This window comes from Cryptosporangium arvum DSM 44712 (assembly GCF_000585375.1).
Taxonomy (GTDB): Bacteria; Actinomycetota; Actinomycetes; order Mycobacteriales; family Cryptosporangiaceae; genus Cryptosporangium; species Cryptosporangium arvum.
In genome coordinates this window covers 7,238,638-7,259,576 of the sequence record NZ_KK073874.1, presented here as the reverse complement: position 1 = coordinate 7,259,576, position 20,939 = coordinate 7,238,638, and the positions used below count along the sequence as shown (strand labels likewise).

At 71.9% G+C, this 20,939-nt stretch carries 20 protein-coding genes; 14 read left to right on the top strand and 6 right to left on the bottom strand.

Annotated features, from left to right (window positions below; translation table 11 throughout):
• Positions 1 to 32: 32 nt before the first annotated feature.
• The 8 genes from CRYAR_RS33185 to CRYAR_RS33150 all read left to right on the top strand — a co-directional run bounded on the left by CRYAR_RS33185 (position 33) and on the right by CRYAR_RS33150 (position 5,107).
• On the top strand, positions 33 to 527 hold the full coding sequence (locus CRYAR_RS33185; RefSeq protein WP_035857143.1) for an ATP synthase subunit B family protein: 495 nt from the start codon (positions 33 to 35) through the stop codon (positions 525 to 527).
• A gap of 109 nt (positions 528 to 636) precedes the next feature.
• Positions 637 to 1,221: a YceD family protein gene (locus CRYAR_RS33180; protein ID WP_051571272.1), complete on the top strand. Its 585-nt coding sequence runs from the start codon at positions 637 to 639 to the stop codon at positions 1,219 to 1,221.
• Positions 1,222 to 1,251: 30 nt separating this feature from the next.
• Entirely contained in the window at positions 1,252 to 1,425 is a 174-nt protein-coding gene (rpmF, locus tag CRYAR_RS33175; RefSeq protein ID WP_035857142.1) for a 50S ribosomal protein L32, read from the top strand.
• Between the two features lie 89 nt (positions 1,426 to 1,514).
• On the top strand, positions 1,515 to 2,567 hold the full coding sequence (locus tag CRYAR_RS33170) for a hypothetical protein (protein ID WP_063725803.1): 1,053 nt from the start codon (positions 1,515 to 1,517) through the stop codon (positions 2,565 to 2,567).
• 14 nt (positions 2,568 to 2,581) lie between these two features.
• Entirely contained in the window at positions 2,582 to 3,400 is an 819-nt protein-coding gene (gene rnc, locus CRYAR_RS33165) for a ribonuclease III (RefSeq protein WP_051571271.1), read from the top strand.
• A 3-nt stretch (positions 3,401 to 3,403) separates the two neighbouring features.
• On the top strand, positions 3,404 to 4,276 hold the full coding sequence (gene mutM / locus CRYAR_RS33160; protein WP_035857141.1) for a bifunctional DNA-formamidopyrimidine glycosylase/DNA-(apurinic or apyrimidinic site) lyase: 873 nt from the start codon (positions 3,404 to 3,406) through the stop codon (positions 4,274 to 4,276).
• Positions 4,277 to 4,315: 39 nt separating this feature from the next.
• Positions 4,316 to 4,690 (top strand): response regulator transcription factor, encoded by a 375-nt coding sequence (locus CRYAR_RS33155; protein ID WP_035857140.1) that lies wholly within the window; start codon positions 4,316 to 4,318, stop codon positions 4,688 to 4,690.
• A 6-nt stretch (positions 4,691 to 4,696) separates the two neighbouring features.
• The gene (locus CRYAR_RS33150) at positions 4,697 to 5,107 is read left to right on the top strand and encodes a HEAT repeat domain-containing protein (protein WP_035857139.1); all 411 of its coding nucleotides are present in this window, start codon (positions 4,697 to 4,699) and stop codon (positions 5,105 to 5,107) included.
• Here CRYAR_RS33150 and CRYAR_RS33145 read toward each other — a convergent pair.
• Positions 5,086 to 5,790 carry a CAP domain-containing protein gene (locus CRYAR_RS33145; protein ID WP_169745116.1) on the bottom strand — a complete coding sequence of 235 codons (705 nt, stop codon included), beginning with the start codon at positions 5,788 to 5,790 and terminating at the stop codon, positions 5,086 to 5,088. The two genes, CRYAR_RS33150 and CRYAR_RS33145, sit on opposite strands and share 22 nt — an antisense overlap.
• A 274-nt stretch (positions 5,791 to 6,064) precedes the next feature.
• Here CRYAR_RS33145 and CRYAR_RS51020 point away from each other — a divergent pair, with 274 nt between their 5' ends.
• From CRYAR_RS51020 to smc, 3 genes are all read left to right on the top strand, one after another.
• Positions 6,065 to 6,382 carry an acylphosphatase gene (locus tag CRYAR_RS51020; RefSeq protein ID WP_084701270.1) on the top strand — a complete coding sequence of 106 codons (318 nt, stop codon included), beginning with the start codon at positions 6,065 to 6,067 and terminating at the stop codon, positions 6,380 to 6,382.
• Positions 6,383 to 6,632: 250 nt separating this feature from the next.
• The gene (locus CRYAR_RS33135) at positions 6,633 to 6,836 is read left to right on the top strand and encodes a hypothetical protein (RefSeq protein WP_035857136.1); all 204 of its coding nucleotides are present in this window, start codon (positions 6,633 to 6,635) and stop codon (positions 6,834 to 6,836) included.
• A 126-nt stretch (positions 6,837 to 6,962) separates the two neighbouring features.
• Complete coding sequence (smc, locus tag CRYAR_RS33130; protein ID WP_035857134.1) at positions 6,963 to 10,532, top strand: chromosome segregation protein SMC; 3,570 nt, start codon at positions 6,963 to 6,965, stop codon at positions 10,530 to 10,532.
• Between the two features lie 173 nt (positions 10,533 to 10,705).
• Here smc and CRYAR_RS33125 read toward each other — a convergent pair whose 3' ends face one another.
• The gene (locus tag CRYAR_RS33125) at positions 10,706 to 12,409 is read right to left on the bottom strand and encodes an alkaline phosphatase D family protein (RefSeq protein ID WP_063725802.1); all 1,704 of its coding nucleotides are present in this window, start codon (positions 12,407 to 12,409) and stop codon (positions 10,706 to 10,708) included.
• 167 nt (positions 12,410 to 12,576) lie between these two features.
• Between CRYAR_RS33125 and ftsY the strand changes: the two genes are divergently transcribed.
• Together ftsY and CRYAR_RS33115 are read left to right on the top strand one after the other, a co-directional pair.
• Positions 12,577 to 13,737 carry a signal recognition particle-docking protein FtsY gene (ftsY, locus tag CRYAR_RS33120; protein WP_035857133.1) on the top strand — a complete coding sequence of 387 codons (1,161 nt, stop codon included), beginning with the start codon at positions 12,577 to 12,579 and terminating at the stop codon, positions 13,735 to 13,737.
• The gene (locus tag CRYAR_RS33115; protein ID WP_035857132.1) at positions 13,734 to 14,522 is read left to right on the top strand and encodes a phosphotransferase; all 789 of its coding nucleotides are present in this window, start codon (positions 13,734 to 13,736) and stop codon (positions 14,520 to 14,522) included. The genes ftsY and CRYAR_RS33115 overlap by 4 nt, the downstream gene beginning before the upstream one ends.
• A gap of 615 nt (positions 14,523 to 15,137) precedes the next feature.
• On the opposite strand, the gene CRYAR_RS33110 is transcribed toward CRYAR_RS33115, so the two are convergent.
• The 4 genes from CRYAR_RS33110 to CRYAR_RS33095 form a co-directional block, all read right to left on the bottom strand.
• A complete protein-coding gene (locus CRYAR_RS33110) occupies positions 15,138 to 15,515 on the bottom strand; it encodes an SCO6045 C-terminal-like domain-containing protein (RefSeq protein ID WP_051571269.1) in 378 nt (125 codons plus the stop codon).
• 107 nt (positions 15,516 to 15,622) lie between these two features.
• Positions 15,623 to 16,474, bottom strand: a complete 852-nt coding sequence (locus tag CRYAR_RS33105; RefSeq protein ID WP_035868682.1) for a multinuclear nonheme iron-dependent oxidase — start codon at positions 16,472 to 16,474, stop codon at positions 15,623 to 15,625.
• A complete protein-coding gene (locus CRYAR_RS33100; protein WP_035857131.1) occupies positions 16,471 to 17,406 on the bottom strand; it encodes a TIGR04222 domain-containing membrane protein in 936 nt (311 codons plus the stop codon). The genes CRYAR_RS33105 and CRYAR_RS33100 overlap by 4 nt, the downstream gene beginning before the upstream one ends.
• A gap of 90 nt (positions 17,407 to 17,496) precedes the next feature.
• The gene (locus tag CRYAR_RS33095; RefSeq protein ID WP_051571267.1) at positions 17,497 to 19,344 is read right to left on the bottom strand and encodes an NAD-binding protein; all 1,848 of its coding nucleotides are present in this window, start codon (positions 19,342 to 19,344) and stop codon (positions 17,497 to 17,499) included.
• Between the two features lie 256 nt (positions 19,345 to 19,600).
• On the opposite strand from CRYAR_RS33095, the gene CRYAR_RS33090 reads away from it, so the two are divergent.
• Positions 19,601 to 20,938 carry an ammonium transporter gene (locus tag CRYAR_RS33090; protein WP_035857130.1) on the top strand — a complete coding sequence of 446 codons (1,338 nt, stop codon included), beginning with the start codon at positions 19,601 to 19,603 and terminating at the stop codon, positions 20,936 to 20,938.
• Position 20,939 lies beyond the last annotated feature (1 nt).

The following is a 20,939-nucleotide window of genomic DNA, read 5'->3' as shown; positions in this document are numbered from 1 at the left end:
ACACCTCAGAGCTACCGAACCGGAGCCGTGCTGTGGACCCACTCGACCGAATCGATGAGATCAGCGCGTTCGCGGAGTCCGCACGGTCGATGCCGATGTCGTCGAACGCGATCGTCAACCGCAACGAGCTTCTCGGGATGCTCGACGAGCTCCGCGCGGACCTGCCGACCGAGATCCGCCGCGCGCAGGCGCTGCTCGACGAGCGCGACAAGGTGATCGCGGCCGGCCAGCGCGAGGCCGACCGGATCATCGGTGAGGGTGAGGTCGAACACCAGCGCTTGGTCTCGGTGGCGGAGGTCACGGTCTCCGCCGAGCACGAGGCGGCACGCATCGTGGGGGAGGCCCGCGCGGAGGCCCAGCGCCTGCGTGACGAGGTCGAGGAGTACGTCGACACCACGCTGGCCAACTTCGAGCAGATGCTCAACCGCACGCTCGCGACGGTGGAACGCGGGCGCGACAAGATGCGCGCCCTCTCCGAGATCGGCGGCTTCGACACCACCGCGGAGGACCGCCCGCTGCCGTTCTAGCTCATTCGCAGTACGCTTGTACGTCGGGCCCGAACCGGGTCCGATTCGATTCTGGCCGTCGTACTCAGGTAGAGTTCCGCGACGGCCTCACCAGCGCCGAAAGATCATCATGCCCGAGAACAGGAAGACGCAGGAGCGCCTCGACCCCCGGAAGCCCCTCGTGTTCGATACACGCGAGGTCGGTCGCCGGCCAGGGTCGATGAAGCGCCTACGCCGCCCCGTCCCCGTGCCGGAGGATCTCGGCCTGGACCTGGTCCGGGTCCCGGTAGGGGCCACGCTCGAACTCGACCTCAGGCTCGAATCGGTGTTGGAAGGCGTACTCGTCTCCTCCACCGTCTCGGTCCCGATCGAGGGCGAGTGCGGTCGCTGCCTCGAACCGTTCCAGGACACCGTCGACGTGGACATCCAGGAGCTGTACGCCTACCCGGACAGCGAAACGGACGAGACGACCGACGAGGACGAGGTCAGTCGGCTGCAGGGAGATTTTCTCGACCTGGAGCCGGCGTTGCGGGACGCGGTGGTGCTGGCACTGCCGAGCAACCCGCTGTGCCGCGACGACTGTCCCGGACTGTGCCCCGACTGCGGGGTCCACTGGGACGATCTGCCGCCCGAGCACTCGCACGACGCAGCCGACCCCCGGTGGGCCGCACTGCAGTCGCTGCAAGACCCGGGCCGCGGCAGCCAGCCCACGTAACACCCATCGAAGAACTCAGGAGCTAGAGCCGTGGCCGTTCCGAAGCGGAAGATGTCGCGCAGCAACACCCGCTCGCGCCGCGCCCAGTGGAAGACCACCGTGGTCAACACGCAGCCGTGCGACCGTTGCCGGTCGCCGAAGCTGCCGCACGCGGCGTGCTCGAACTGCGGCTACTACAACGGCCGTCAGGTCGTCGCGGTCTGAGCCCGAGGAGACGCTCGGCCGGTGACCCGGCGCACGTCTCCACCGCGGCGTCCCCGGACGCCGCGGCGACGTACGCCCGGGTCGCTGCCGTGCGCCCGGTCCGGGTCGCGCTGGACCTCCTCGGGGGCGATCGTGCTCCCGACGCCGTCGTCGACGGTGCGCTCGCCGCGCTTTCCACGGATCCAGAGCTCCACCTGGTTCTCGCGGGGCCGGCCGAGTTGCGCCCACGCTGGGCCGCGGTCGCCGATCGGGTGACGCTGCTCCCCACCGACGAGAGTGTCGGGATGGCGGACGCTCCGGTCCGCGCCGTCCGCTCCCGCCGCACCTCGGTGCGGCTGGCGGTCGAAGCGGTCCGGCACGGTGCTGCCGAGGCGGTGGTCAGCGTCGGGTCGACCGGCGCCGTGGTCGCCGCTGCCGTCACCGAACTGGGCAAGCTGTCCGGGTTCCGCCGTCCGGCGCTGGCCGCGGTGTTGCCCGCGGTCGCGCACCCGGTGGTGCTCGTCGACGTCGGTGCCCACGCCGGCGCGTCCGACGCCGACCTGGTCCGGCACGGTCGTCTCGGCGCCGCGTTCGCGCGGACCGTGCTCGGCCTCGACCAGCCCCGGGTGGGGCTGCTGTCGATCGGCACCGAGCCCGGCAAGGGCGACCCGCTGCGCCGCAAGGCCGACCGTGGCCTGACCGGCAGCGGGCTGAACTACATCGGGCTGGTCGAGGGGTACGACGTGCCGCTCGGCGGCCGGGCCGACGTCGTCGTCACCGACGGGTTCACCGGCAACGTGGTGCTCAAGACGTTGGAAGGCGCGCTGGCCCTCACCGGCCGCGGTGCGACCTCACCCCGGGCCGCCACCCTGCTCGGTGTCGCCGGCACCGTGGTCATCGGGCACGGAGCCGCGTCAGCGGCCGACGTCGCCGACTGCATCGCGGTGGCTGCCCTCGCGGCACGGGAGAATCACCTGGCCCGGCTCCGCACGATGCTCGAGAACTCCGGGTCGATCCCCGACCCGGCTCCGTCGGAAACCGCCGCGGACGACCCGGCGGTGGAGCCCCGCGACGGAGCCCCGATCGAGACCGCACCGGCCCACGCCGGCCGGTCCGAGAACCGCTTGCAGGCCCGAGTGACCGCCGCACCGGCGGCGACCTGAGAGAAGGCACGGCGATGAGGGAGCGACCCCCTGCAGCGCTGCTGGAGGAAGCGATCGGCGTCGATCTGGGCGCGGAGCTGCTCGAACGCGCGCTGACGCATCGGTCGTACGCGTACGAGAACGGCGGTCTGCCGACGAACGAGCGGCTCGAGTTCCTCGGGGACGCCGTTCTCGGTCTGGTGATCACGTCCTCGCTGTACCTGAGTTACCCCGACCTGCCCGAGGGGCAGCTGGCCAAGTTGCGTGCGTCGGTCGTGAACATGCGCGCGCTGGCCGGGGTGGCCAGGGACCTGGGGCCCGGTGGGCTCGGCGCGCACCTGCTGCTCGGTAAGGGCGAGGAGGCGACCGGCGGCCGGAACAAGGCGAGCATCCTGGCCGACACGCTCGAGGCGCTGCTGGGCTCGGTGTACCTGGAGCACGGCTTGGAGACCGCGGCCAAGGTGATCCACCGCCTGTTCGACGACCTGATGCTCGACGTGGCGCAGCGCGGCGCCGGCCTGGACTGGAAGACCAGCCTGCAGGAGCTGACGGCGAGCAACGCGTTCGGCGTGCCGGAGTACCGCGTCACCGAGGCCGGCCCCGACCACGCCAAGACGTTCACCGCGACTGCGGTCGTCGGCGGCGAGGAGTTGGGCAGCGGCGAGGGGCGCAGCAAGAAGGAAGCCGAGCAGAAGGCGGCCGAGCTGGCCTGGCGCACGTTGCGCAACCGCATCGATGCCGGGTCGAGCGCGACGCCGGGCGCCGCTCCGCCCGCGAGCGCGATCAACCCGCAGATCGCCGACCCGGGTGCGGCGGACACCAAGAACGCTCCCGACGCCGATCCCGCCGGCTGAGCGATGCCGGAACTTCCCGAGGTCGAGGTCGTTCGGAGTGGACTCGACCGGTGGGTGCTCGGCCGGCCGATCGAAGCGGTCGAGGTCTACAACCCCCGTGCGATCCGCCGTCACACCGCGGGCCCGCTGCACTTCGCCGAGGTACTGACCGGCCGGACGCTGCTCGCCGCCCACCGGCGCGGCAAGTACCTCTGGCTGCCCACGGACGGTGGTGACGCGCTCGTCGGCCACCTCGGGATGAGCGGGCAGATGCTGGTCCAGCCGGCCGACGCCCCCGACGAGACCCATCTGCGGGTGCGCCTGACCTTCACCGACCACGAGCGCGAGCTGCGTTTCGTCGACCAGCGGACGTTCGGTGGTCTGTCGGTGGAGCCGCTGCCCGCTCCCGGCAGCGATCGGGAGAACGTTCCCCCGAGCATCGGGCACATCGCCCGTGACCCGCTCGACCCCCTGTTCGACGCGACCGCGTTCGCCGCCGCGCTGCGACGCAAGCGCACCGGCGTCAAACGGGCGTTGCTGGATCAGACGCTGATCTCCGGCGTGGGGAACATCTACGCCGACGAGGCGCTCTGGCGGGCGCGGCTGCACTACGCGCGGCCGACCGAGACGCTGACCGCGCCGCAGATCCAGCGGCTGCTCACCGCCGTGCAGGAGGTCATGCGCGCGGCGCTCGACCAGGGCGGGACGTCGTTCGACGCGCTGTACGTGAACGTGAACGGCGAGAGCGGATACTTCGACCGGTCGCTGGCCGCGTACGGGCAGGAGGACAAGGCGTGTCCGCGGTGCGGCACGCCGATCCGCCGGGACGCGTTCATGAACCGCTCGTCGTACAGCTGCCCGACGTGTCAGCCGAAGCCTCGCCGAGCCCGGTGGTAATCGAGGCATAAGTCACATTTCGTATGCGACTATGCCCCCATGAGCACGATCCTGGTCGCGGACGACGACCGTGACATCCTCGACCTGGTCGCCTTCAAGCTGAGCGCGGCCGGGCACGAGCTGATCACGGTGACCGACGGCGCGACGGCGCTCACCGAGGCGCGGCGCGCGGTGCCCGACCTCGTCGTGCTCGACGTGGCGATGCCGGGGATGTCCGGGTTGGACGTCTGCCGTGAGCTCCGGGCGGAACCGGTGACGAGCGCGATCCCGGTCCTCCTGCTCACCGCCCGGGGCCAGGAGTCCGATGTCGAGGCCGGGTTCGACGTCGGCGCCGACGACTACGTCGTGAAGCCGTTCAGCCCACGCGAGTTGCAGAGCCGGGTGACCGCGATGCTCAGCCGGGCCCGGGCCTGACCCGCGGTGCGCGACGAGGGAATCCGGCGGCTGATCCGCGTGCTCGCCGCTGACCAACGGGTCGAGGTGCGGGTGCGTGCCGCGAGGACGCTGGGGCTGCTGGGCCATCCGGCCGCGGTGGGGCCGCTGGTGGCCGCGGCCGGGTGGGGTCAGCCGAGCGCGCTGCGAGCGGTGGCGACGACGGCGCTGGGGGAGCTGGGCTCGGCCAAGGCGGTGCCGACGCTGGTCCTGCTGCTGGGCGACCCGACCCTCGTGGTTGCCGACGCCGCCGCGCTGGCGCTGCTCGCGTTGGGACCGGTCAGCCGCACCGCGCTGGAGGAACTGGGGCGAGCCGGCCGAGCCGACCGCCGCGCCGCGTACGCGGTGGCCGCCCTCAACGTCACGCGCCTCGCCGACTACTCGGCGCCGAACATCTGAGTCCAGTAGATGGTGCCGCCGGAGTCGACGGCCATGCCGATGCCGATCGCTTTGGACGAGCAGTTCAGGATGTTCGCCCGGTGGCCTTCGCTGTTCATCCAGGCGTCCATCACCGCGTCGGCCGTCTTCTGGCCCTGCGCGATGTTCTCGCCGGTCGGAACCTCGTAGCCGGCTTCCTTGGCCCGGTCCCACGGCGAAGCGCCGTCCGGCGTGTTGTGGGAGAAGTAGCCGCGGGCGATCATGTCCTGGCTGTGCAGCAGCGCAGCCGTGGTCAGCTTCCCGTCGGCGTGCACGGGGTCGCACCCGGCCTGGGCGCGGGCGGTGTTGACGAGCGCGACGACCTCTTCGGTCTGGTTCGGGGCCGAGAGCGTCGACGCGGTCTCCTCGTCGGTGCCCGCGGACTCGGCCGGGTCGGAGGCCTCGCCGCTCGGCGACGCGTCCGACTCGGCGGGTGACGCCGTCGGTGCCTTGGAGGCGGCGCTCGGCGCGGCCGCGGCGGGACGCTTCGACCGGCTCGCGGCCTGACCGTTCGACGAGTCCGCCTCGGTGCTCGCCGCCTCGACCGGCTCGGTCTCCGTCGTGTCGACGGACACCGGTGCGCCGCCGGCGGTCTCGAGCGTGTCGGCGCCCGCGCTCCCCAGATAGAAGGGCAGCCACGCCCCGACGGCTACCGACGCGAGCACCACGAGGGTCAGAACGCTGCGGGTGCTGAATCCGGCTCGTTGACGCGTTCGGCCGCGTCCCCCGGCGGATCGCCACGGGGCCGGGCCGACTTTGTCGGCCTGCCGGTGGCGGGGTCGGTAACTGCTCCGTTGGTGCTCCATCGGCCGCAACATTAGGAATGCGTGAGACCGGCACACCAGGCCCACGTCGCAACCACAAGGTCGGTTTAATGCACGGTTACAGTTGGCAGCCGTGAACCAGGGTGAACTCTCCGAGGATGGCGTACCTCGTCAAGTGACCCCTTCGGAGACTCGTCAACCCCTAGACGCACCGCCGCCGGATCCGGTTCGACTGACCGCGTGGGTTCGTGGACGGGTCCAGGGCGTCGGATTCCGGTGGTGGACGCGGAGCCGGGCGCTGGAGCGCGGCCTGGTCGGCTGGGCCCGGAACACGGCCGACGGACGCGTGGAAGTGGTCGCCGAGGGCGCCAGGGCGGAGTGCGAGGCGCTCCTCGACCTGCTCCGTGGAGGCGGCACGCCCGGACGGGTCGATCACGTCGCCGAGCGATTCGGTCCGGCAAAGGGTGGACTGACGGGTTTTTCCGAGCGCTGACGAGGGTACGGGCGAATGTGGCGGAGCCCATCCCTACGCCTGGCGTGACCTTGGACGCCTGACCCCGTAAGCTGTTATGCGGACCATTTCAGTGGACTGCGTGACCAGGGGTTAACGGCCGCCCTACACGCACCGGCCCTGCGATGCCCTGCCTGAAGGTCGGGGTCGGCATCGCGCCGAGGGTCGGTGTTTCGCGCGTCTGCGGGTCACCATAAACACGGCGTTCGAACGCCCATACGAGGAGACACCAATGGCGAAGGCCCTCTTCGGCCACGTCGGCAACGTTGCTGACGGTCGACTGCGCGACGAGGTAGTACGGCTGCGCGGGACGGTACGGACGCTGGAGTTCGAGGTCGCTCGACTCCGCGCCGAGAACGACCGGCTCGTCGCCGAACTTTCCGACCGCGATTCGGAGCTGAGCCGGGTGGCTGAGCTGGAGCACCAGCCCGTCTGAGACACCCGGGTCCGCAGGCTGGGTCCGCCGCACCGGCCCCGCCTCGACACGGCCCCGTCTGCGCAGATCGCCGCTGGTGGGGAAGGTATGGTCTGAAGACACCTTCCCCCACCCAGGCAGAGTCCCGTGCATCTGAAGAGCCTCACGCTGAGGGGCTTCAAGTCCTTCGCGTCGTCGACAACACTGCGGTTCGAACCGGGCATCACCTGCGTGGTGGGGCCCAACGGATCGGGTAAGTCGAACGTCGTCGACGGCATTTCGTGGGTGCTCGGGGAGCAGGGTGCCAAGGCGCTGCGTGGCGGCAAGATGGAAGACGTCATCTTCGCCGGAACCGCGGGGCGTGCGCCGCTCGGTCGCGCGGAAGTGACGTTGACGATCGACAACCACGATGGTGCGTTGCCGATCGAGTACGCCGAGGTGTCGATCACTCGGCGGTTGTTTCGTACCGGTGATTCCGAGTACGAGATCAACGGTGACCCGTGCCGTCTTCTCGATATCCAGGAACTCCTCTCGGACTCCGGTATCGGGCGCGAGATGCACGTCATCGTCGGTCAGGGTCAGCTCGACAGCGTCCTGCAGTCGCGCCCGGAAGATCGCCGCGGGTTCATCGAGGAAGCCGCGGGCGTCCTGAAGCACCGCAAGCGCAAAGAAAAGGCGCTGCGCAAGCTCGACGCCATGCAAGCGAACCTCACGCGTCTCACCGACCTCACCGCTGAACTGCGCCGCCAGCTCAAGCCGCTGGGCCGGCAGGCCGAGGTGGCCCGCCGCGCGGCCGGCGTGCAGTCCGCGCTCCGCGACTCCCGGCTGCGCCTGCTCGCCGACGACCTGGTCACGCTGCGCACCGCGCTCGAGCAGGACGTCGCCGACGAGGCCGCGGTACGGACCCGCCGCGCTCAGGTCGACACCGACCTCGAAGCGTCCCGGGCCCGCGAGGCCCAGCTCGACACCGAGATGGCGGCCGACGCCCCGGTGCTGGCCCGGGCCCAGGACACCTGGTACCGCCTGTCCGCGCTGCAGGAACGCCTCCGCGGTCTGGCGCAGCTCGCCGACGAGCGGCTGCGCTACCTCTCGGCGGAGACCGAGGACAGCCGCCCCAGCCGCGACCCGGAAGCCCTCGAACGTGAGGCCGCCGTCGTCCGCGAGCAGCACGAGGCGCTCACCGAAGCGCTCGAAGCCGACCAGGACCGGCTGGCCGAGGCCACCGAGGCGCGCACCGAGTACGAGCGCCGCGCCTACGACGCCGAGCGCGCCCACGTCGCCGCGATGAAGGCCGTCGCCGACCGCCGCGAGGGCCTGGCCCGGCTCACCGGCCAGGTCAACGCGCTGCGTACGCGCGCTACCGCTGCCGAGGACGAGATCGCCCGCCTGTCCGCGTCGCTCGGCGAGGCCCGCGGCCGTGCCGACGAGGCGCAGAGCGAGCTCGACGTCGCCCAGGAGGCCGCCGAGGGCCTCGACGAGGGCGACACCGACCTGTTCGCCCGGCACGCCGCCGCCCGCGAGGAACTCGAGGCGGCCGAGGCGCGGGTGCGCGAGCTGACGCAGTCCGAGCGGGTCGCCGAGCGTGAGGCTTCGGAGTGGAAGGCGCGCCAGGAGGCGCTGGCCCTCGGCCTGTCGCGTAAGGACGGTGCCGGTGCACTGCTGGCCGCGGGCGACCAGGTGCCGGGGCTGCTCGGCAGCGTCGCGGGGCTGCTCTCGGTCGAGGCCGGTCACGAGGCGGCGCTGGCCGCGGCGCTCGGCGGGCTCGCCGACGCGGTCGCGGTGGCCTCGGTGGGCAGTGCGGCCGACGCGATCGGCTGGCTCCGCTCGGCCGACGCGGGCCGCGCCACGCTCTTCGTCGCCGACGGCCCGGACGGCTCCGACGGCCCCTGGCCGGTCCTGCCGGACGGGGCGCGTTGGGCGATCGACCTGGTGAAGGTCGGCGACGACCTGCGCCCGGCGGTGCGGCGCGCGCTGCACCACGTCGCGTTCGTGCCGTCGGTCGAGGCCGCGCGCACGCTCGTGACCCGCGAACCGAGCATCCGGGCGATCACGTCCGACGGTGACGTCATCGGGGCCACCGAGGCCGCCGGTGGCGCCGCCAAGGCCCAGAGCACGCTGGAGATCCAGGCCGCCGTCGACGACGCCCGCGACCACCGCGCCGAGGCCGAGCGCCGCGGCGAACGGCTCCGCGCGCAGCTCGAGGCCGCCCGCGCCGAGGTCGACACCCGCAAGGAGACGGTCCGTGTCGTCGCCGCGGCCCAGAAGGAAGCCGAGGGCGCCCGGCACCAGGCCGCCCGGCGGATCGCCGAGCTGTCCGCGGCGGCCCGCTCGGCCCGCGGTGAGGCCGATCGGCTCGCCCAGGGCCGCCAGCGTGCCGAGGAGGCCCGCGACAAGGACCTGGAGGGCCTGGCCGCGCTCGAGGAGCGTCTCGTCGCCGCGGAGGAGACCCCGCTCGACGACGAGCCGTCCACCGACGAACGCGACGAGCTGAACGCGCTCGCGAGCCAGGCCCGGCAGAACGAGATGGAGGTGCGGCTCGCGGTCCGCACCGCCGAGGAGCGGGTGCGCTCGCTGGCCGGCCGGGCCGAGTCGCTGGAACGGGCGGCCGCGTCGGAGCGGGCCGCGCAGGCCAGGGCGAAAGCCGCGCGCGTGGCCAGGGCCCGGGGCGCCGCGGTGGCACGCGCCGTCTCCCAGGGCGCCCGGACCGCGCTGACCCGCATCGAGACCTCCCTGGTGGCCGCGGCCGACGAGCGCGACGCGGTGGCCGAGGCGCGCGTCGCGCGGGAGGCCGAGCTGACCGGCGTCCGGGCCCGGGTGCGTGAGCTGGCCGGCGAGATGGACCGGCTCACCGACGCCATGCACCGCGACGAGGTCGCCCGGGCCGAACAGCGGATGCGGATCGAACAGCTGGAGACCAAGGCGGCCGACGACTTCGCGATCGACGTCGAGACGCTGGCCGGGGAGTACGGGCCGCAGATGCCGGTGCCGCCGACGCAGGCCGAGATCGCCGAGGCCGAGAAGAACGGCGAGCCGCCCCCGGCGGCGCTGCCCTACCACCGGCCGACGCAGGAGAAGCGGGCCGCGAAGGCCGAACGGGACCTGCAGCTGCTCGGCAAGGTCAACCCGCTGGCGCTGGAGGAGTTCGCGGCGCTGGAGGAGCGGTTCAAGTTCCTCTCGACGCAGCTGGAGGACCTCAAGGACACCCGGCGCGACCTGCTGACCGTGGTGAAGGAGGTCGACGACCGGATCCACGAGGTGTTCAAGAGCGCCTTCGAGGACACCCAGCGCGAGTTCGAGGTCGTGTTCCGCACGCTGTTCCCCGGTGGGGAGGGGCGGATCTTCCTCACCGACCCCGACGACCTGCTGACGACCGGCGTCGAGGTGGAGGCGCGACCACCGGGCAAGAAGGTCAAGCGGCTGTCGCTGCTCTCCGGCGGGGAGCGCTCGCTGACCGCGGTGGCGCTGCTCGTCGCGATCTTCCGGGCACGGCCGTCGCCGTTCTACGTCATGGACGAGGTCGAGGCCGCGCTCGACGACACCAACCTCGGCCGTCTGATCACGTTGCTGGAGCAACTGCAGGAGTCCAGCCAGCTGATCATCATCACGCACCAGAAGCGCACGATGGAGATCGCGGACGCGCTCTACGGCGTCAGCATGCGTGGTGACGGCATCACCCAGGTGATCAGCCAGCGGCTCAAAGACAACGCGATCGCCTAGCGCGAGGCGCGGTAGTAGTAGCCGTTCTCGTAGCAGTAGTAGTCGGTGCCGGCCGAGCCGGACTCCTCGTAGGTTTCGGTGCCGTAGCTCATGACTTCCTCCTCGGTTCGTCGGTGAACCCAGAATGACCCCGCCGTGCGGCGGGGTCATTCTCGTCACGGACGCCCGAAGTGTTAGCTCAGCTGCGCTCGGGCCGGGAAGGGAGCCACCGGCTCCGCGGTGGCGTCGTCGCGCCAGGAGAGCGGGGTCTGGTTGACGGTGGCCAGGCGGGGTGCGCTGCCCGGCGTCCGGAGCGCCCGTTCGAGGCTGAACCGGGCCACCCGACCGTCGATCACGAGCGTGCCGAGCTCGTTGCCGTAGAACGGCCCGGCGAGCCGCTCCCACCGCACCGGCGACTTCGGCACCTTCGCCCACCGCGCCAGCGGCCGCGCGATCGCCGCCGCCGTCCGGCTCCACCCCACGGTGAACCCGACCTTGATCGCGCCCGGCACCGTCTGGTGCACCGGCGACACCACGAGCTGGTACACCGGCACCGACCCCGGCGGGTCGAACGACGCCTTCGCGACGTAGGCGTGGTGCACGTCCCCGGAGAGCACGCTGATGCTCGCGGGCTTCGGCCCCCGCTCGCCCCGCGACACCGACGCCAGCAGCTTCCCGAGCCGCTCGAACGAGTCGCGGAACGCCGCCCAGTGCTCCAGGTCGGCGGCCCGCCGCACCAGCTCACCGAACTTCGCCAGCCGCGGCCCGCGCGACCCCGCGCACAACGCCTCGTTCCAGTTCTCCACGTGGTGGATCGCCCACGGCAACAACCACGGCAACGACGACGCGATGAGCAGGTGGTCGTAGTCACCGTCGAGCTGTTCGGCGAGCCAGTCGAACTCGGCGTCGCTGATCATCGTCCGCTCGGTCTCGGTGAGGATCCGCCCGCAGCGCGTGTCGACGACGAGCACCCGGGTGCGCCCGTAGTCGATCTTGTAGCTCCAGCGCATGCCCGCGGCGTCCTGATCGCCGTCGACCTCGGCGTCCGACGTCGCGGCCAGCCGTTCCAGCAGCGGCCCCGCGTCCACCCCGGCGTCGCCGGCCGCGCGGACGGCCAGCCACATCGAGTCGGTCGCCAGATCGTCCGGCGCGAGGTTCCCTAAATGCTGGTAGACCCAGTAACTGGTGAGCCCGCCGATGATGCGTGAACGCCACCACGACGTCTGCTCGATGTCGCGCCGCCACTCGTACGAGGTGTTCCAGTCGTCGCGCACGTCGTGGTCGTCGAAGATCATCGCGCTGGGCACGTTGGCCAGCAGCCAGCGGATGTCGGGGTCGGTCCACGACTCGTGGTAGAGCACCGTGTACTCCTCGAAGTCGGCCACCTCGAGGAACGGGGGAACGTCGATCGGACGCCGGTCGCGGATGAATTCCTGCGTCTTGGGGGACGTGTGGTCCGCGTAGACCTGGTCGCCGAGCAGCAGCACCGCGTCGGGCCAGCGGGACGGTTCCTCGGTGGCCATCCGCTGCGCGTAGGTGTCGAGCGCGTCGGGCTCGTACCCGAGCTGCTCGAGCGCGCTCGGCGTCGCGTGCCGGCAGGAGCCGAAGATCAGCCGCTGCGGGCGGTCGGGCGCCAGCGTCCGCAGCAGGGAGGGCGGGTAGACCGACTCCTCCTCCGGCCACACCGGCGTGTCGTCGAGTCTGACCTCGTACTGCTGCTGCGAGCCCGGCTCCAGTCCGTCGACCACCACGAGGGCGTAGTGGTGTCCGTGGACGCTGAACGTCCGGGTCGTGCGGCCCAGGACGTCCACCTCGCAGGCCGCGTCGGTCTCCACCCACACGGTCACGCTCGTTTCGGTGACGTGCCGGAGGACGGGGCCCAGTACGAGCTCAGCCATGTGCGTCAATCCTGTCGTCGGTGCAGCGTGCAGGCTCTGGCATTTCCCCCTAGTCCATCATCTCGAACGTCCGCACGCGTACCGAGGCCGTGCCCGCCGGGGCCGGACACGACCCAGCTGTGGAGCCACGATGCCGCGGGAAGCACGGGTCTGACAGGATTCGTGTCATGGAGTACCTGATCCTCGGAGCGATCCTGCTCGTCGTGCTCATCGGCGCGGGCGTCGGATTGCTCGTTCCCCGCCGCCGTGGCCGGATCGATCTGCCGCCGGTCACCCCGGGCCAGGTCGCCGGTGAGGTGGCCGACGAGGCGCGGGGAGACACCGACACGCTGGCCCCGCCACCCCCGGTCGAGGACGCACCGGTCGTCGCGCCGCCGGAGGCACCGGCCCTCGACGTGCCCGAGCCGACCGCCGGCCGGCTGGTGCGCCTGCGTGGGCGCCTGGCCCGCTCGAACGCCCTCGGGCGCGGTCTGCTCGCGTTGCTCTCCCGCGACCACCTCGACGACGACGACTGGGAAGAGATCGAGGACGCGCTGATCACCGCCGACGTCGGGGTGGCTGCCACCACCGAGATCGTCGAGCGGCTGCGCGAACGTACCCGGGTGCAGGGCACGCGCACCCCGGACGAGCTGCGGAAACTGCTCGCCGAGGAGCTGGTGACGGCGATCGGCGCCGACGCCGACCGGTCGCTGCGCACGCTGCCGCACGAGGACCGCCCCGCGGTGGTCATGATGGTCGGCGTCAACGGCGTCGGTAAGACCACGACCTGCGGAAAGGTCGCTCGCGTCCTGGTCGCCGACGGCCGCACGGTGCTGCTCGGCGCGGCCGACACGTTCCGCGCCGCCGCGGCCGACCAGCTGCAGACCTGGGGCGAACGAGTCGGCGCGGAAACCGTGCGGGGGCCGGAAGGAGCCGACCCCGCTTCGGTGGCGTTCGATGCCGTTCGGCAGGGAATTGCGGCGAAGGTCGATACCGTGCTGGTAGACACCGCTGGCCGGTTGCAGAACAAGGTGGGTCTCATGGATGAGCTCGGCAAGGTCAAGCGGGTGATCGAGAAGAACGGGCCGGTCGACGAGACCCTGCTCGTCCTCGACGCCACGACCGGTCAGAACGGTCTGATACAGGCCCGGGTGTTCACCGAGGTCGTCGACGTCACCGGGGTGGTGCTCACCAAGCTCGACGGCACCGCCAAGGGTGGCATCGTCATCGCCGTCCAGCGTGAACTCGGTATCCCGGTGAAGCTCATCGGCCTCGGTGAAGGCCCGGACGACCTGGCTCCGTTCGAGCCGGCGGCGTTCGTCGACGCGCTACTCGGCGAGGCGGCGTGACCCAACAGGAGATCCCGCTCGAGGGCGGCAGCGTCAGCACGGTCGTGCGGGTCGGTGACACCGTCCGCCGGACGGCCGGGCCGTGGACGCCCGCCGTGCACGCGCTGCTGCGTCACCTCGAGGCGGTGGGGTTCACTGGTGCGCCCCGTGCGTTCGGGATCGACGAGAAGGGCCGCGAGGTCCTCTCGTACCTCGACGGCGAAACCGGCGAATACCCCCTCAAGCCCCACTGGACTACTGACGAGGCGCTGGTCACCGTGGCAACGATGCTGCGGCTGTTCCACGACGCCCAGGCGGGGTTCGTGCCACCGCCCGGCACCCGCTGGCGGTCGTTCGGCCCGCCACCGCCCGACACCGAGGTCATCTGCCACCACGACGCCGCGCCGCACAACGTCGTCTGGCGGCCCGACGGCACGCTCGCGATGATCGACTTCGACCTGTCCTCACCCGGCGCGCGCATCTACGACGTGGCCTACTCCGCCTGGACGTGGGTGCCGCTCTTCTCCGACCGGGACTCCCGCACCCTCGGCTGGCGCCACCCCGACCGCCCCCGGCGGCTGCGCCTGTTCGCCGACGCGTACGGCCTCACCCCCCGGGACCGGGCCCGCCTGGTGCGCACGATCCGCACCCGAATCGTCGATCACATCGAGGGCATCCGCCGCATGGCCGAGGCCGGCGAACCGGCGTTCGTGCGAATAGTGCAGAAGGGCCATTTGAAGCGTCCGGTCCGAGATCTGCGTCTGATCGATCACGAACGCCACTTGCTGGAACACGCTTTGCGCTGATCTTTTCGGGTTTCGCGCTCTGCGGTGCCGTGCTCTGCGGTGCCGCGCTCTGCGGTGCCGCGCGGGGCTCTGGTGGCGCTCGGCCGGTGGTTCAGTGGGTCCGGTGCCTTTGGTGCCTGTTCCGTGGCGCTGGGATGAGCGGGTGCCCGGCGGGTGGTCGGTGTCGGCTTCGCGGCGCCGAACCTCGTGACACGGAGCCGGTGATCTCAGGGCGCTCAGCGCGGTGAGAGCTAGTAGCGCTCGACGGGGTGGTCTTGTGGTGCTGGGCCGCGCCGGAGTTAGTGGCGGGCGGTCTCGGTGGCCGCGGGCCGGCGCAGCTCGGTTGGTGGCCGGATCAGTGGCGCGGGATCCGGCGGCGCTCGACCGGTGGTTGGTGCGAGGTTTGGTACCGGCGGCGTTGATCCGCTGATTCGTGAGTCGCTCGAGTGCGCCGAGGTCAGCAGCGCCCGGCGGGATGCGCGGCATGGCCGCTCGGCGGGTGGGGTGGTCGGGTCGGCCAGCGCCGGAACGCGTGGCGCTGAGCGGAGGGTTTTGTCGAGCTCACTGGCGCCGGAACCAGCGCTGGACCGGGGGCCGGGCCAAGCGGCGCCGGGGTGGTGGTTCGCGCTGCCGGACTCAGCGGCGCTGGAACCAGCGGCGTTTGGCGGGTGGTTCGTGGGTGGCCAACTCCTGGGCCCCGAGTGGCGGGAGCTCACCGCGGCCGTGGAGGTACCGGGCAAAGGCGAGGCCGTCCGCACGCGAGCCCGCAGGAGGGCGGCCGGTGGCCCAATCCACGAATCGCGGTGTGAACGCCGCGCCCAGTGAGCCCGCCAGCAGCGGCCACGCCTTGGCGACCTCACCCGCCCGCTTACGCAACAGAGCCCGCCGAGCCGCATCCACCCGCCCGGCGTCGAACCCGGGCGGCAACGTCCCGCCCGCCACCAGGGCGGCGACCAGAGCCGCCTGCCGAGCCGCCAACTCCGCGACCCCTCCAGACCTCTCGTCCGTCGCCATGTCACCAACCCCCGCATCTTCGGCGCGCACAACCCCGCCCCCCGAAGGCCCGGCGCCCGTAACCTCACCCGACCCCGCCGAACCCGAACCCGCCGGACACCCCTCGGTCATCGAACCCCAGCCGCGCCCACACCGGCCTCCACCGCGGCCCCGATCAACCCCAACTCCCGCCGCAGGACCTCGCCCGGTGGATACTCGCCGTCGCGCTCCAACAGCCACCCGGCCGGCCGAGCCCGCTCCGCCAGCGCCGTCACCAACTCGAGCACCGGCGGCGGCACCGCGTCGGTGTGGGTGTCGTGGTACAGCCCTTCGTGCTCCCGCCCGCCCGCGACGTGCACGTACGCGACCCGCTCCAGCGGCAACCGGTCGAGCAGCGCGATCGGGTCCTGGCCCCGGTTCCGGGCGTTCGCGTACACGTTCGCGACGTCGAGCAGCAGCAGCGCGCCGGTGCGGTCGAGTACGGCGGTGAGGAAGTCGGCCTCGTCGTACTCGTCGTCGGGCCAGTCGAACAGCGCCGCGATCGGCTCCAGCGCCAGCGGCACACCGCCGAGCCCGTCGACCGTGCGCCGGTAGTTCGCGGCCAGCGCGTCCACCGCCGCGCGGGTGCGGGGCACCGGCAACAGGTGCCCGGCCTCCACGTCACCGGCCCGGACGAACGCGATGTGCTCGCTGACCAGCGGCGCCTCGAGCAGCTCGGCGCACGCGGCGAGGTGCGCCACCCGCGCGGCCTCCACCGGCTCGGCGCCCCCGAGCGAGAGCCGCACCCCGTGCGGAACCAGCGTCACCCCGCGTTCGCGCAGCGTGGCCAGCGGGCCGGACAGCGGCACGTGGGTGTGGATGCCTTCGGCGACGACCTCGCAGAACCGCAGCCCCGGAATCTCCGCGACCACCCCGGCGATCTCCGGCCGCCACCCGACCCCCACCCCGAGGTCGGGCAACCCGGCGACGCGCGGCGTCATCCGCCGCACCCGCCACCGCCGCCGCAGCTCGACCCGCTGCTGCACGAGGACGAACTGCTGCACGAGGACGAACTGCTGCACGACGACGACGAGCTGTCGCTGCCGCCGCTGCCGGAGGACGCGGCGGCCTGGCGGCGCAGCTCGGCCTCGGCGGCGAACGCCGGGTCGGCGGCGTAGAGCGACGCCACCCCGAACAGCGCGACGCCCATCGCCGCACCACCCGCGCCGTAGGCACCCCAGGACGGGCTGTACTCGGGCTTGAGGTGGTCGTTGCGCGTGATCTCCTGCTGGAGAGCGCGCTTGCCGGCGCCGGACTGCTTCGGCGCGCTCCGGACCGCGAACACGATCTGGACGACGACGAGCGCGATCAACAGGAACGTGAGGTACCCGACCGGCCGGTTGTTCGTGACGCCGGTCCACCACCGCGCCGCCCCGAGAGCGATCACCGTGACCGGGAGCAGCCCCAGCAGGCGGTAGAGCGTGCGCTGGACGTCGTCGAGCATCAGCCCGTCGCGCTGGAGGCCTTTGCGCACGTCGACGATCGTGGCCTTCACCCGGCGGTCGGCGGCGATCTGGTACACGTGGCGTTTGCGACCGGTGATGGTGCGGAACACCGCGTTCTCCACCGGGTGCAGGCCTTTGGCCGTGGCCCCGTTGGCCTTGACCCCGCCGCCGGATGCCGCGGTGACCAGGTGCCGCGACCGCAGCCCGGCGATCGCGGACTGCACGACGAGCAGCGGGCCGCCGGCGAGCAACGCCAGCGCGAACGGGTCCGACTGCGGCAGCAGGTTCTCGGTGGCCGGACCGCGCGCCACACCGCGGCGCAGCAGGATCGTCAGCCAGATCACCACACCGGCCAGCACGACGTATCCGATCAGGAACGTCGGGCCAGGAATGCCCCAAGTGTCACCAGGGGCAGCGATAACGCGCATCGGGCACCTCCTCGTCCGTCTTGAACCGAGAATCGCAGGCCCCACCGGCAATCCGCCCCTCGGTGTCGCCGGAACGACAACGGTGCCGGGTCAATCCCGGGGGAAGCGCCGGCGCCCGGACTCCCAGCGCCCGGCGAGACGGGCCGAAACCGGTCCGAACCGGCGCCGGGCCGGCGCGCCGCGGGCCACCGAGACGCCCGGCCGGTCCTCGGGTACGTCGCTGGTGGCGCCGGTGCGCAGCAGGACGTCGGCGAGGCCGGAGCGCGTCGCGACGAGCAGGAGCGTGTCGCCGGCCCGCACGGCCGCGTCCAGGTCCGGGTTCCACGTGCGGATCCGCCGGCCCGCGCGGTCCCGGACGTGCCCGAACACCCGCACCCGGCCGGCCTGCTCCAATTCGCCGAGCGGCTTCTCCTCGGCCGGGCTGCCGGACCCGACCGGTACCTCGGCGACCAGCAGCACGTTGCGGCCGTGCCCGATCGCGGCCTTCACCTCGCGGCCGAGGATCGCGGCGAGGAACACCGGCGCGGCCGCCGCCGAGACCGACAGCGAGACCGCCTGCGGCAGCGCGCCGGTGATGCGGTCGGACAGGTCCTGATCGAACAGTCGCAGGACGATGCGCAGGTTCTGGTCCATCGCCCAGACCGCGAGCCCCACCTCCACGTTGGCCACGTCGTCGTCGGTCGCGGCCACGACGCTGCGGGCCCGGTGCGCGCGGGCGGCGCGCAGGGTGTGTTCGTCGCTGGCGTCGCCGCGCAGCACGGGGACGCCCAGCCGGCGGGCGACCGCGGCCACCGTGGCGTCCGGATCGGTGTCGATGCCGACGACGGGGATGTCGGCCGCACGCAGCTGCTCCACCATGCGCAGGCCGACCGTGCCGAGCCCGCACACCACGACGTGGTCCGACGTGCGTCCCACCGACGGGCCGAGCACGCCGGAGAGCCGGCTGCCGAGCAGGTCGTCGACGGCGAACGCGGTGATCAGCGCGATCAGCACGACGCCGGCCAGCATCGAGCCGGCCACGAACAGCGTCACCGCGGTGCCGGCTCGCTCGATGCCGTCCGGCGCACCGGTGGTCAGCGTCGACACCATGCCGTAGAACGAGTCCAGCCAGCTCAGCCCGAGGTCCTGACGCAGCACGATCGAGCCGGCCGCGACCAGCGCCGACAGGCCGGCGAGCGTCCAGCGCAGGCGCGCGCTGGCCCACCGGGTGAACCCTCCGGGCCAGCGCATCCGCCGCCGGCGACGCCCCGGGGTGGGGACCGGCACCGCCGGTTCGCCGAGCACCAGCTCCGCGTCGGGCGCGCCGCGGGCGGGCAGCAGCACGGTGCCGTCGGGCGTCCGCGCGTCGGTCCGGGCGAGGACGACGACCGGGTGGTCGGCGATCGTCGACGGCGGGCCGGCGTTGAGCGTCCGGCCGCCGATCTCGATCAGCTGCTGGCCGTCGCCGAGCGCGGCGTCCACGAAGGACGGCGCGGCGATCAGCGACGAGGAGAGCACCGTGCAGTCGCGGCCGAACAGCTCCTCGACGCGGGCGGCGAGCTTCTCGTCGAACATCCGGATCACCAGCCGGATCCCGGGCTGCAGCTCACGGGCGGCCAGCGCGGCGTGCAGGTTCGCGACGTCGTCGTCGGTGAGCAGCGCGAGCGCGGACGCGGTGGCGACCCCGGCCGCCTCGAGCACCGTCTTGTCGCGCCCGGAGCCGGTGCGGATCGTGGCGCCGGAGCGCCGCAGGTGCGACACGAACGGGCCGTCCAGGTCTCCGACGACGACCGTCACCCAGGAGGACGGGTTCCCCGGCGGACGGCGGGTGCGCCTGGACACGCTCCCGGTGTCGACGTCCTCCAGCTTGGCCAGTTCCTCGACCAGGCGAGCGGCCAGAGCGTCGGACCCGACGAGGACGATCGGTGGGTGGGAGCGGGCTGACGCCGACTGGCTCATGGAGGTGACCTCTACCTGGGAACAGTGGGCGTCATGCCCGGGATGGTACGGATTTCTGCAGGTCAGCGTGCCGCGGCGTGAAATCGGTGTGGGGAAGAGTTAACTGCGGAGAAACACAGCGTCACGAGCCAGAAACTCGTCTGAACGGCCGTCGAAACTTCATCGCAGCACGCTGACCCGGACGCACGGCGAAGGGTTACCCGGCCCTCCCGCCGCGCCGCGACCCCCCACATCTTTGTTCCTCGGAAGGAGGGGCATGGAAATCAACTCCGGCGATACCGCCTGGATCCTCGCCAGCAGCGCCCTCGTCCTGCTCATGACGCCGGGTCTTGCGCTCTTCTACGGCGGGATGACCCGCGCGAAGAGCGTGCTCAACATGATGATGATGAGCTTCGGTGCGCTCGGGCTCGTCTCGGTCCTGTGGATGCTCTACGGGTACTCCCTCGCGTTCGACGACGACGCCTTCGGCGGCCTGGTCGGCGGCCTGGGCAAGATCGGCCTGAAGGGCACGCTTACCGGAGTGTCCGGCACCCTGCCGGAGACCGTGTTCGCCTCCTTCCAGCTGATGTTCGCCGTGATCACGGTCGCGCTGATCTCGGGCGCCATCGCTGACCGGGCCAAGTTCGGTGCCTGGATGGTGTTCGCCGGCGTGTGGGCCACGCTCGTGTACTTCCCGGTCGCCCACTGGGTGTTCGCGTTCGACAGCGACACCACGAAGGGTGGCTGGATCGCCAACCAGCTCGGCGCGCTGGACTTCGCCGGTGGAACCGCGGTCCACATCAACGCCGGTGCCGCCGGCCTGGCGCTCGCGCTGGTGCTCGGCAAGCGCAAGGGCTGGCCGCGGGAGAGCTTCAAGCCCCACAACCTCCCGCTGGTGCTGCTCGGTGCGGGTCTGCTGTGGTTCGGCTGGTTCGGCTTCAACGCCGGTTCGGCCGTCGCCGCCAGCAACACCGCGGGCATCGCGTTCATCAACACGCAGGTCGCCACCGCCGCCGCGGTGCTGTCCTGGCTGATCGTCGAGAAGGTCCGCGACAAGCACGCCACCACGCTGGGTGCGGCGTCGGGCGCGGTCGCCGGTCTGGTCGCGATCACCCCCGCCTGTGGCTCGGTCAACCCGCTCGGCGCGCTGATCGTCGGCCTGCTGGCCGGTGCGGTCTGTGCCCTCGCGGTCGGTCTCAAGTACCGCCTCGGCTTCGACGACTCGCTCGACGTCGTCGGCGTGCACCTGGTCGGCGGTCTGGCCGGCTCGCTGCTGATCGGTCTGCTCGCCACCGACACGGTCGTTGCCGACACCAACGGCCTGTTCTACGGCGGCGGCCTCGGACTGCTGGGTAAGCAGTTCGTCGCCTCCTTCGCGGTGCTGGCCTACTCCTTCATCCTCACGTACATCATCGGCTTCATCATCAACAAGACGATGGGCTTCCGGGTGGATGAGGAAGCGGAGATCACGGGCATCGACACGGCCGTCCACGCCGAGTCCGCGTACGACTTCGTCTCGGGGAGCAGCATCCGCTCGGGCATCGTCGGTGGTCCGGCTCCGGCTGGTATCAACGACCAGAGCGTCCGCGAAGCGGCCCCGGCCGGTAAGGAGTAGA

Excerpts from the sequence above, each read along its gene's own strand:
- CRYAR_RS33180 (WP_051571272.1), top strand. The coding sequence starts at position 637 with ATGCCCGAGAACAGGAAGACGCAGGAGCGCCTCGACCCCCGGAAGCCC.
- rnc (WP_051571271.1), top strand. The coding sequence starts at position 2,582 with ATGAGGGAGCGACCCCCTGCAGCGCTGCTGGAGGAAGCGATCGGCGTC.
- mutM (WP_035857141.1), top strand. The coding sequence starts at position 3,404 with ATGCCGGAACTTCCCGAGGTCGAGGTCGTTCGGAGTGGACTCGACCGG.
- CRYAR_RS33155 (WP_035857140.1), top strand. The coding sequence starts at position 4,316 with ATGAGCACGATCCTGGTCGCGGACGACGACCGTGACATCCTCGACCTG.
- CRYAR_RS33135 (WP_035857136.1), top strand. The coding sequence starts at position 6,633 with ATGGCGAAGGCCCTCTTCGGCCACGTCGGCAACGTTGCTGACGGTCGA.
- CRYAR_RS33125 (WP_063725802.1), bottom strand. The coding sequence starts at position 12,409 with ATGGCTGAGCTCGTACTGGGCCCCGTCCTCCGGCACGTCACCGAAACG.
- ftsY (WP_035857133.1), top strand. The coding sequence starts at position 12,577 with ATGGAGTACCTGATCCTCGGAGCGATCCTGCTCGTCGTGCTCATCGGC.
- CRYAR_RS33110 (WP_051571269.1), bottom strand. The coding sequence starts at position 15,515 with ATGGCGACGGACGAGAGGTCTGGAGGGGTCGCGGAGTTGGCGGCTCGG.
- CRYAR_RS33105 (WP_035868682.1), bottom strand. The coding sequence starts at position 16,474 with ATGACGCCGCGCGTCGCCGGGTTGCCCGACCTCGGGGTGGGGGTCGGG.
- CRYAR_RS33100 (WP_035857131.1), bottom strand. The coding sequence starts at position 17,406 with ATGCGCGTTATCGCTGCCCCTGGTGACACTTGGGGCATTCCTGGCCCG.
- CRYAR_RS33095 (WP_051571267.1), bottom strand. The coding sequence starts at position 19,344 with ATGAGCCAGTCGGCGTCAGCCCGCTCCCACCCACCGATCGTCCTCGTC.
- CRYAR_RS33090 (WP_035857130.1), top strand. The coding sequence starts at position 19,601 with ATGGAAATCAACTCCGGCGATACCGCCTGGATCCTCGCCAGCAGCGCC.